Annotated in this window: 9 protein-coding genes and 1 pseudogene; 3 read left to right on the top strand and 7 right to left on the bottom strand. The window is 71.2% G+C overall.

All coding sequences use genetic code 11. From position 1 onward, the window contains the following. Positions 1-180, top strand: a pseudogene (locus tag AC08OX_RS10545) (hypothetical protein); the annotation flags it as partial. A 267-nt stretch (positions 181-447) separates the two neighbouring features. Here the strand turns inward: AC08OX_RS10545 and AC08OX_RS10540 are convergent. The 5 genes from AC08OX_RS10540 to AC08OX_RS10520 form a co-directional block, all read right to left on the bottom strand. Next, a complete protein-coding gene (locus AC08OX_RS10540; RefSeq protein ID WP_476607644.1) occupies positions 448-966 on the bottom strand; it encodes a hypothetical protein in 519 nt (172 codons plus the stop codon). A 183-nt stretch (positions 967-1,149) separates the two neighbouring features. After that, positions 1,150-2,652 carry an NAD(P)/FAD-dependent oxidoreductase gene (locus AC08OX_RS10535; RefSeq protein ID WP_476607643.1) on the bottom strand — a complete coding sequence of 501 codons (1,503 nt, stop codon included), beginning with the start codon at positions 2,650-2,652 and terminating at the stop codon, positions 1,150-1,152. A 636-nt stretch (positions 2,653-3,288) separates the two neighbouring features. After that, positions 3,289-4,332: an SDR family NAD(P)-dependent oxidoreductase gene (locus AC08OX_RS10530; RefSeq protein ID WP_476607642.1), complete on the bottom strand. Its 1,044-nt coding sequence runs from the start codon at positions 4,330-4,332 to the stop codon at positions 3,289-3,291. A 100-nt stretch (positions 4,333-4,432) separates the two neighbouring features. Next, complete coding sequence (locus AC08OX_RS10525; protein WP_476607641.1) at positions 4,433-5,572, bottom strand: sensor histidine kinase; 1,140 nt, start codon at positions 5,570-5,572, stop codon at positions 4,433-4,435. Positions 5,573-5,642: 70 nt separating this feature from the next. Further along, a complete protein-coding gene (locus AC08OX_RS10520) occupies positions 5,643-6,392 on the bottom strand; it encodes a response regulator (RefSeq protein WP_476607640.1) in 750 nt (249 codons plus the stop codon). A 188-nt stretch (positions 6,393-6,580) separates the two neighbouring features. Between AC08OX_RS10520 and AC08OX_RS10515 the strand changes: the two genes are divergently transcribed. Together AC08OX_RS10515 and AC08OX_RS10510 are read left to right on the top strand one after the other, a co-directional pair. Then, positions 6,581-7,966 carry a DUF2064 domain-containing protein gene (locus AC08OX_RS10515; RefSeq protein ID WP_476607639.1) on the top strand — a complete coding sequence of 462 codons (1,386 nt, stop codon included), beginning with the start codon at positions 6,581-6,583 and terminating at the stop codon, positions 7,964-7,966. Continuing rightward, positions 7,960-8,676: a methyltransferase domain-containing protein gene (locus tag AC08OX_RS10510; protein WP_476607638.1), complete on the top strand. Its 717-nt coding sequence runs from the start codon at positions 7,960-7,962 to the stop codon at positions 8,674-8,676. The genes AC08OX_RS10515 and AC08OX_RS10510 overlap by 7 nt, the downstream gene beginning before the upstream one ends. Here AC08OX_RS10510 and AC08OX_RS10505 read toward each other — a convergent pair. Both AC08OX_RS10505 and AC08OX_RS10500 read right to left on the bottom strand, forming a co-directional pair. After that, complete coding sequence (locus AC08OX_RS10505; RefSeq protein ID WP_476607637.1) at positions 8,609-9,094, bottom strand: hypothetical protein; 486 nt, start codon at positions 9,092-9,094, stop codon at positions 8,609-8,611. The genes AC08OX_RS10510 and AC08OX_RS10505 overlap by 68 nt on opposite strands. Next, a partial coding sequence (locus AC08OX_RS10500; protein WP_476607636.1) for a molybdopterin-dependent oxidoreductase occupies positions 9,091-9,996 on the bottom strand: 906 nt, incomplete at its 5' end. The genes AC08OX_RS10505 and AC08OX_RS10500, both read right to left, overlap by 4 nt.

Genomic DNA, 9,996 nt, shown 5'->3' with positions numbered 1-9,996 from the left:
CGGTATTTTCGGCCGCCCGACGAGCGGCTCAGCCTAGGCCTGATGACCTGCTCGTCCTGCAACGGCACGCAGTATCAGACGCGCCCGCAGGCGGAAGCGGACGAGGACGGTCTTTTCGACGGTGACGCCAACATCAAGTGTCGGGAATGCGGTGGAACCGGAAAAGTTCCCCTGCTATGAAGAAATCGATGCCCGTTCAGGCCGACTTCTTGTACCTGCGGTGTCCGGAACATCGGGGACGGCGTCCCCGCCAGGGGCTGAAGACGATTGCGCGGCCGGGGACACCGTGCCCGCGGTGTCGCATGGTCCGCGCCGCGGACCTCGAACGCGAGGGCTGTCCGGAGTTTCCTGCGGACGAGCCGGATGGCGGAGGGGGGACGCCGCCGTCACGCTGACAGGCGTCCCCCTAGGTGATCTTCGGTGTCGGGAGAGGCCCTCGGCGGTGGGTCAGTCCTGGGGCTGGGCGACGACCACCGCCGTGCGGGTGCCGTCCTTGACCGTCGCGCCCACCCGGACCGTCGCCCCCGGGTGGAGGTCGGAGACCTTCGCGGCGTCCCCGTCGATCCGCAACCGGGTATCGGCGTTGATCATATAGGTGCCGACGTAGCCGTCCTCACTGGTGACCGTCAGGGAGGTGGGGCTCACCGCGGTCACCTTCCCGCGTTGCCCCGCCACTACCTGGAAGCCCTTGCCGGTTTTGACCGTTGCCTCACCGTGTACGCCGCCGCCGGCCCAGATACCGCCATGGGGACGCAGCCCGTCGTGGGAACGCAGCCGGGCCTCGGCGAGTCGCGGATGGTCGCCCAGGAACGTGTGGTCGGCTGGGGTGGCTGCTGCGCTGGCAGTCCGGTCCGAGGCAGCGGATGCGGCTGTCCCGCCGAACCCGAGCCCGACCCCCAACCCGAGCCCAAGCAGACCCGCTGCGGCGACCCCCGCACCCCATCGTCCGGTCAGGAAGCTGCGCATCTGTGTCGTCCTTCCGCGTCGCGTCACTACGCCGCGAACCGGTCGTCGGCCCTGAGCGGCGGCGATCGGCCGGGCGCCGCGCGCCACGGTGGCACGCGGTCGGAGCCCACGATGCGACAGCGAGATGTGAGCAACATGCGAGCGTGGTGCGAACCACGTGGAAGGCCGGATCCGCGCTACGCGCTAGACCCGGGACGGTTGCCGGCTGTCCTCGCCCTTGCCCTCGCCCTTGGCCTGCGGCTGCATCGGCACGATCGTCCGGGCCCCCGTCCAGGACGGCGCCTCCTGACTCGCGTGCGGGGGCAGCGAGGGCGCGAAGTCCGTTCCGAGGCGTTGGACGGCGACCCGGGCGAAGATCTGCTGCTCGGTGACGGTACGTTCCGACCGGCCCCGGCCGATGAAGCTCACCGTCCAGTGAAGCAGGGTGGTCAGCCGGTGCTTGAACCCGATGATGTAGACGAGGTGCACGGCCAGCCAGACGAGCCAGGCGAAGAAGCCGCTGAACTGCACCTTGCCAATGCTCGCCACCGCGCTGAACCGCGAGATGGTGGCCATGCTGCCCTTGTCATGGTATTCGAACGGCCGGCCCGTCTGCTTGCCGGCGACCCAGGCCTGGATCTCCTTGGCGGCGTGCCGGCCGCCCTGGATCGCGACCTGCGCCACGCCGGGCAGCCGGTTGATGCTCGCCATATCCCCGATGACGAACACCTCCGGATGACCCGGCAGGGTCAGGTCGGGCAGCACCTCGATGCGGCCGGCGCGGTCGAGCCCCGCACCGGTCTGCTCGGCGAGCTGCCGGCCCAGCGGGCTCGCGGCAACGCCGGCGGCCCAGACCTTGCAGACCGAGTCGATGCGCCGGCGGGTGCCGTCGCTGTCCTCGACGTCGATGCCGGTCGCGTCGACATTGACGACCTTGGCGCCCAGCTGCACATCGACGCCGATCTTGGTCAGCTTGTCGGCCGCCTTCGCGCCGAGCCGCTCGCCGAACGGCGGCAGGACGGCGGGTGCGGCGTCCAGCAGGATGACTCGGGCCTTGGCGGGGTCGATGCTGCGGAAGTCCCGCCGCAGGGTCCGGCGCGAGAGTTCCGCGATCTGTCCGGCCATCTCCACGCCGGTGGGGCCCGCCCCGACGACGACAAAGGTCAGCAACCGCTCCACGTCCGCGGGATCGGTGGACGCCTCGGCGAGCTCGAACATCCCGAAGATCCGGCCGCGCAGCTCGAGCGCGTCGTCGATGCTCTTCATGCCCGGGGCGTGCGTGGCGAAATGGTCGTTGCCGAAGTACGACTGGCCCGCGCCCGCGGCAACGACGAGGCTGTCGTAGTGGTGCACGGTCGTGCGACCCAGCAACTGGGACGTGACCGTTCTTGCGTTCACGTCGATGGTGGTCACCTCGCCGAGGACGACCTGCGCGTTGTCCTGCCGGCTCAGTACCTCACGGGTGGTCGGGGCGATCTCGCCCTCGGACAGGATGCCCGTTGCCACCTGGTAGAGCAGCGGCTGGAACAGATGGTGCGTCGTCTTCGCGACGAGAGTGACCTCGACCGGTGCTTTGCGGAGGGCCTGCGCGGTGAACAGACCTCCGAAGCCAGACCCGATGATCACTACTCGGTGCGGGGAGGTGCTTCGCTCCTCGAGCCGTTCCGGTTCGCCGGCCTGCCCTGTCTGGGCGCTGTCCGTGGTCACGATCCTTCTCCGCTCAGCCTCTTGACTCCGGCGGTGCCCCTTGGCGCCGCGAAGACCATATACCTGATGGTGCCGGCCCCCGGCTACTATTTTCCGCCGTATATCCGAGATGGGATCGTGTTTATCGTCACCTCCTGTCGCCGGATAGCATCGACGGGACATGTGGCATGCAACACAATTCGTGGGCGATTGATACCTCGTCGAGTGATACGCCCAGTTCGGAGTGCGACCATGGGTGGGCACTGAAGATCCTGTCTGACCGGAAGGCGGCGGCGCAGGGCCGAACGGAATACGGCGAACCGGCCCCGCGGACGCGGACGACCACCCGGTCCCTGGGCCCCGACGGCGGGGATCTGTCTGGCCAGAGCTATGATCATGTTTTCTTCGTGCGGTGGATCTGACCGAGTGCACTTTCCGGGGGTCCGGTTTAGCGCATCAGTCTATTCGGACACTGCTTTCACCACCTGCACCTTCATTTGGTGCTCGTTCTTTGACGTGACGTTCGCGTCCTGCACGTTCACGGGCAGCGTGTTCGGCGGATGCATCTTCGATCTCATGAAGGTGGTCGGCGGGGATTAGTCCTTCGTGGGTCTGCCCCGAGCGGGCCCGGGGAGGATTGCGGGCCCGGGGAGAATCTCAGTCCCGCAGCGGATCATGGGCGAAGGCCCGCATCCCCTCGGCGAAGTCGACCCGCGGCCGGTAGCCGAGAAGATCGCCTGCTCGGGCCGAGGACGCTGCGATGTGGCGGACGTCGCCGACCCGGGAGGTGCCGGTCACGACGGGCCTCGGACCGCCGAAGGCACGAGCCAGCGCGTCCGCCATGTCCCCGACGGTGTGGGGATCACCGGAGCCGATATTGAGGGGAACCAGCCGGCCGGGTCCCTGCGGCTGGTGGGACGCCAGCAGGTTAGCCCGCGCGACGTCGTGGACGTGCACGAAATCCCTCAGCTGCCGGCCGTCCTCGAAGACCCGCGGGGCCCGCCCGTGTTCCAGCGCACTGCGGAAGATCGACGCGACGCCGGCGTAGGGGGTGTCCCGGGGCATCCGCGGACCGTAGACGTTGTGGTAGCGCAGTGCCACGGCAGTTCCGCCGGTTTCCGCCGCCCACGCCGCCGCGAGATGCTCCTGGGCGACCTTGGTCGCCGCGTACGCGTTGCGGGGGTCCAGGGGGGCGTCCTCGTGGACCACGATGGGCGCGAGCGGCCGGTGGCACCGTGGGCACGGCGGCTCGAAACGGCCTGCGTCCAGGTCGGCGGCCTGCCGTGGTCCGGGGCGCACTGGTCCGTCCGTCGGGCAGCGGTAACCACCCTCGCCGTAGACCACCATGGAGCTCGCCAGGACCAGTCGCCCCACTCCGGCGCGGGCCATCGCCGCGAGCAGGACCGCGGTGCCGAGATCGTTGTTCGTGGCATACGCCGGAAGGTCGTCCAGATCAACCCCCAGACCCACCATGGCGGCCTGGTGGCATACGACGTCGATCCCGCTCAGTGCCTCGGCGGCCTGGTCCCGATCGGTCACGTCCCCAACGATCATCTCGGCGGCGTTGTTGACCTGGGGCTTCGTCCGGTGTACCGCCGGAAGCAGGGCGTCGAGGATCCTGACCTCGTTGCCCGCCGCGACCAGCACGTCGACAACGTGAGAACCGATGAAGCCTGCGCCACCGGTGACGAGAACCCGCATGACGCCGACGCTAACGGTGCCGGGACGCGCCGGATCTTACGAACCACGGAACGTCTCCAGCCCGGCCCGTGCCGTCGCAACCCCGGGCGGCGTCCGGACGTCAGGACGCGGGGAGCGCGACGACGAAGCGGCAGCCCTCCCGATGGTTGTGCACGGTGACGTCGCCCCCGTGCGCCTCGACGATGCCACGGACGATCGCAAGGCCGATCCCCGACCGCATCCGTGGCTGGTGCGGATGGTCGTCACCACCGGGGGTCCGGGCCGACTCGCCCCGGAATCCGAGGTCGAACACGCGGGGCAGCTCCTCCTGCGGGATGCCGCCGCACCGGTCCGCCACGGCGAAGACCGTCCGGTCGGCGTCCGCGGTAGCGGTGATCTCCACCGTTCCGTCGTCGGGGGTGTGCCTGATGGCGTTGACGAGGAGATTGGTCAGCACGCGCCCCACCTCGGCCGCGTCGGCGTCAACGTACCCGGCGTGGTCGGCCCGCCCGTTGACGACGACTCCCTTGGCCCGCGCGATCGGGTCCACCGCGGCGATCGCGTCCGAGACGACGTCGGCGACGCGCACCTTCTCCAGGCTCAGCCGCAGCGCACCGGCCTGCAGCCGGGCCAGTTCGAACAGGTCGTCGACCATGCCGGTCAGCCGCTCGGCGTCGGCGAGCATCAGCCGGTGGTAGCGGGCCGTCGTCTCGGCGTCCGTGACCAGGCCGTCCTGCAGGGCCTCGGCCGTCGCCCGGATTCCCGCGAGCGGGGTTCTCAGGTCATGACTGATCCAGGCCACCAACTCGCGGCGACTCGCCTCCAGGGCCCGTTCCCGTTCCCGCGCCTCGACGAGGCGGACATGGGTCGCGTCCAGGGTCGTCGCCAGCGCGCCGAGCTCGGCGGTCGGAACACGGCCGGCGCCGCGATAGCCCGGCTCGCCCAGGGCCGCCGTCGCCCGGGTCAGCGTCCCGATCGCCGCCACGACCGGGCCACCCAGGCGCACCGCGGATGCCGACGCCACCACCGCCGACACGACCACCACGATGAGCACGACCCGCAAGTCATGATCGGAGAGGAACATTGCCTGTGCCGTGCCGGCGACCCCCACCGTCACCGCTACGACCGGTATCACGCTCAATGACGCTGCTGTCGCCCACAACGGCCGCTTCCGGAGCGCCCGCAGCAACGGCAGGCCGGTGAGCGCGGCCGCCGTCGAACAGCCGAGCGCGATCCCCATGACCTCCAGGCCGGCGTTCATCGGGGCCTCGCTCTCGCTCTCGCTCGCAGCCCGCCCGTAGGGTCGTCGTCCCGCCGCACCGCCTCGGGTCTCATCCTCGGTGTCGTCCCTCGTCCGGTGCCCCCACCTGTTCGGTGGGGGTGCTGTCGGGGCGCGGGGTGCCGGGATCGTAGCGGTACCCGACCCCCCACACCGTGACAAGCATCCGGGGCGCGGTCGGATCATCCTCGATCTTCTCCCGCAGTCGGCGGATGTGCACGGTGACCGTCGAGGGGTCGCCATAGCTCCATCCCCACACTTGTTCGAGCAGCTCGCCCCGAGTGAAGGCCCGGCCGGGCCGGCGCAGCAGGAAGGCCAGCAGATCGAACTCGCGCACCGTCAGCCCGAGCGGCACCCCGTGCCGGGTGGCGGTCCGCGCGGCCGCGTCGACGACGAGGGTGCCGGCCCGCAGGACGCCGGCTTCCGCGCCCGGCACCGCCTCGTTCGCCCGCCGCAGCACCGACTGCACGCGCAGGGTCAGCTCCCGCGGCGAGAACGGCTTGGTCACGTAGTCGTCGGCGCCGATCTCCAGACCGGTGATGCGATCCGACTCGTCGGCACGTGCGGTCAGCATGATCACTGGTACCGGTCGGTGCGCCCGGAGCCGGCGGAACACCTCGATGCCATCGAGACCGGGCAGCATCAGGTCGAGGACGACGAGGTCCGGTGGGGTTGTCTCGGCCACCCGCAGGGCCGTGGGTCCGTCCGCGGCGCGGTCGACGTCGAAGCCGGCGTTGCGCAGGTAGCGGTCAACCACCTCGGAGACGAGGACGTCGTCGTCGACGACGAGCACACGGGCCACCCAGCCACGATAGGTAAGGCGACGGCCGTCCCGGCCATGATCGGCTCGGATGTCTCCGCTTCGTAATGCTCCGCTTCGTCATGCTCGTCATGCTCGTCGTCGTGTCCGTGCCGAGCCGCCGGACGGGACCCGGGCATTCCTTGTTTCGTAAGGGTTGATCACGCGTGGACGGCACTACAGTCCCGATCATGTTCACGCAACGTAGTGGGATCGGGGCCTCCGTCGACGTCGTCCTGCCCTGCCTGGACGAGGCCGGGGCGCTACCTTGGGTGTTGGACCGGATGCCCGTCGACTATCGGCCGATTGTCGCGGACAACGGATCGCGCGACGGCTCCCGCCAGGTGGCGCTGGAACGCGGGGCGGTCGTCGTTGACGTGCCTGAGCGCGGCTACGGCGCCGCCGTGCACGCCGGGCTGCTCGCCGCGGACGCCGACGTGGTCGGCGTGTGCGACGCGGACGCATCCCTCGACCCCGCCGAGCTTCCCGGTCTCGTCACGCAGCTGCTGGCCGGCCGGGCCGATCTGGTTCTCGGTCGCCGTCGCCCGACCTCGATGCGGGCCTGGCCGCCGCACGCCCGACTCGGGAACGCGGTGGTCGCCGGGCGGCTGCGCCGCTGCGGCGTTCCCGTCCATGATCTGGGCCCGATGCGGGTGGCCCGCCGGGAGGACCTGCTCCGACTGCCCGTCGCCGACCGCCGGTTCGGCTATCCGCTGGAACTGCTGCTGCGGGCGGCCCAGGCCGGTTGGCGGATAGTCGAGACCGACGTGGCCTACACCCCTCGGGTCGGGCGCTCCAAGGTGACCGGGACACCGCTCGGCGCCGCCCGGACGGCCCGGGACATGTCCGCCCTGTTGGCGAGGCCTCCGGTGAGGCTGCTCGTGATGGCGAAGGAGCCGGTACCCGGGCGGGTCAAGACCCGCCTGACGCCGCCCCTGCGCCCGGACCAGGCGGCGGCCGTCGCGGCGGCCGCGCTCGCGGACACGCTGGCCGCGGTTGAGGAGCTGACTCGCCTGCCCGGGTTCGACGCACTGCGCCCGGTCCTCGTCCTCGACGGCGCGGTCGGCCCATGGCTGGAGACCTCGTTCGCACGAATCCCGGCCGGACGAACCCCGGGCGCACGAATCGCGATCGAAGTGATGCCGCAGGTGTCGGGGCCGTTCGACGTCCGGCTCGGTGCCGCCTTCGACGCCGGCACCGAGCCGACCCTGCTCATCGGGATGGACACTCCCCAGGTGACCGCAGCCCTGCTCGCCTCCGCCTGCCACGCGCTGCACGCGACCGACGCGGTGTTCGGTCCCGCCGCGGACGGGGGATGGTGGGCACTCGGCCTGACCACCCCCGACGGCGATCTTCTCCGTGGCGTGCCGACCTCGCGCCCGGACACCGGCGCACGACAGCAGGCCCGCCTGTCCGAAGCCGGCCTGACGGTCACAACCCTGCCGACGGTGCGCGACGTCGACACCATGGCCGACGCCGACGCGGTCGCCCGGCTCGTGCCCGGTGGACGCTTCGCCGCGGCGCTGCGCGCCACGCATGGGGATCGCATCGCCGCCGGCCGGGCCACCGCGTGTTGACCGGCGTCCCCGACGGCCGGTGGGGACCGACGACCGTCTACGAGGCGGGACTGCGCTCCGCCGGTGGACAGCTGTGGATGCGCCGTCCCGACGGGCGACGCGACCCGCTGCCGGTGAACCGCTGGCGTGGCACCCTGTCCCCGGCGGCGTCGACCCCGCCCACCTGGTCCACCGGGGCGCTGTCCCCGGGGGATCTGTCGTTGTTGCGTCACTGTGGCGGCCCGACCCTCGACGTCGGCTGCGGGCCCGGCCGGCTCGCGGCCGCGCTCGCGGCCCGCGGGGTGCCGGCCCTCGGCATCGACGTCGCGCCGTTCGCGGTGCACCTGACCCGGCGGGCCGGTGTGCCGGCACTACGGCGGGACGTGTTCGGCCGGGTGCCTGCCGAGGGACGATGGGCCGTGCTGCTGCTTGCAGACGGAAACATCGGCATCGGCGGCGACCCGACCCGGTTGTTGCGCCGGGCCGGGGAACTCCTCGCCCCCTCCGGCCGGGTGCTCGTCGAACTCGAACCGCCGGGCACCCGGACCGGTCCGATGCGGGTCCGGCTGGAGGACGCAACCGGCCGGGTGTCGCGGCCCTTCTCCTGGTGCCTGGTGGACGGGGACGATCTGACCGGCATCGCGCCGGACGCCGGACTGCTGATCACCCGGACCTGGTGCGACGCCGGTCGGCACTTCGCCGCGCTGCGCCGGCGTCTCCCGATTGGATGATTCCCCGCCGGGCGCGGACCGCCCGACTCACCATGAGGGCCGCCGCGCCGGCCCAGACCACTCCGAGAACGAGCGCGAGGTTGCGTCCGTACGGCAGTGGGTTCACCGTCGGGTTCCCAGGGTCCCCACCGTAGCCACGCCACAGCGGTAGCGACGACAGGGCGACCGCCGCACTCACCAGCAGTGCGCCCTGTGCGACGGACCGGTAGGGCGGTGGGACCAACCGGGTGAGCAGGAAGCCGACGAGCATCGTCGCGGGCACGAGCAACGCGTCATGGACCAGGACCCCGCCGATCAGCCAGACCACGGTGTTCGGCAGCCGGGTGGCCTGCTGGTGGGTGAGCACGCCGTCGACCCCGTAACCGATCGCGGCCAGCCCGGCCGCCACCGCGACACCGCGCAGCACGACGGCGTTCACACCATCACCACCCGATGTACCCATTTCGTCTGGAGGACCCCGGGCCGGTTCGGCGCGATGAGCCGGGCCGGATAACCGTGATCGAGGTCGAGGTCGGCGCCGTTCACTCCGGTCGCGAGCAGGGTCAACGAGTCCCTGGCGTGCGAGGGGTTGACGTCGCTTGCCCGGTAGCCCCCGCGGGCCTCGAGGGACTCGACCCGGACCGTCGCGTCGGCGGGGATCATGGCGGCGTCCAGCAGATCCCGCAGCCGCGGCCCGTGCCAGGTGGCGTCCGCGGCCCATCCCTCGACGCAGGTGATCGGCAGCTTCGAGCTGTACCGACGCAGCGCGTACAGCTCCTCGATGGTGTACACCACCCGGCGCGGACCGACCACCTCCAGCCGGTACCCGGGGTCACGGGCGAGGGAGGTGACCCGCGCGGCTCGCGCCGTGCGGTTCACCGGGAGCCCCTGCGGGCCGATGTCGGGCCGCCGCGGCGCGAGCAGGTCCAGCCGGGCCAGGCCCGGGACCGACTGACCGGCGGTCGTCGCCACGATCACCCCGGCTGCGGTCCCCGTCGCGAGGCCGAGGCCGCGCCGCGTCAGACCGCCAGTCCCCGGGGTGACGCCGGCCATGGTGGTGACGCCGGCCATGGTGGTGACGCCGGCCATGGTGGTGACGGCCGGGTGCGCGCGCTCATGGCGGCGGCGGCCCACATTCGCCCGGACGACGGTGAGCTTCGCGACGATGTGGAGGACCAGCGCGCCGATCGTGATCCAGGCGACCCAGTAATGGGTCACGGTGAAGAAGAAGTTGAACCGGTACCACTGCGCGATGTTCGCGATGCCCGTGCTGAGCTGGAAGATCGCCCCTGCGATCAACGGCACGATCGTCATCCGCTCCACCGCATGGGCGACGGAACG

This window comes from Frankia sp. CoBUL1 (assembly GCF_978021245.1).
Note: the sequence above shows the minus strand (reverse complement) of the source record. Positions and strands in the feature narration are given on the sequence as shown.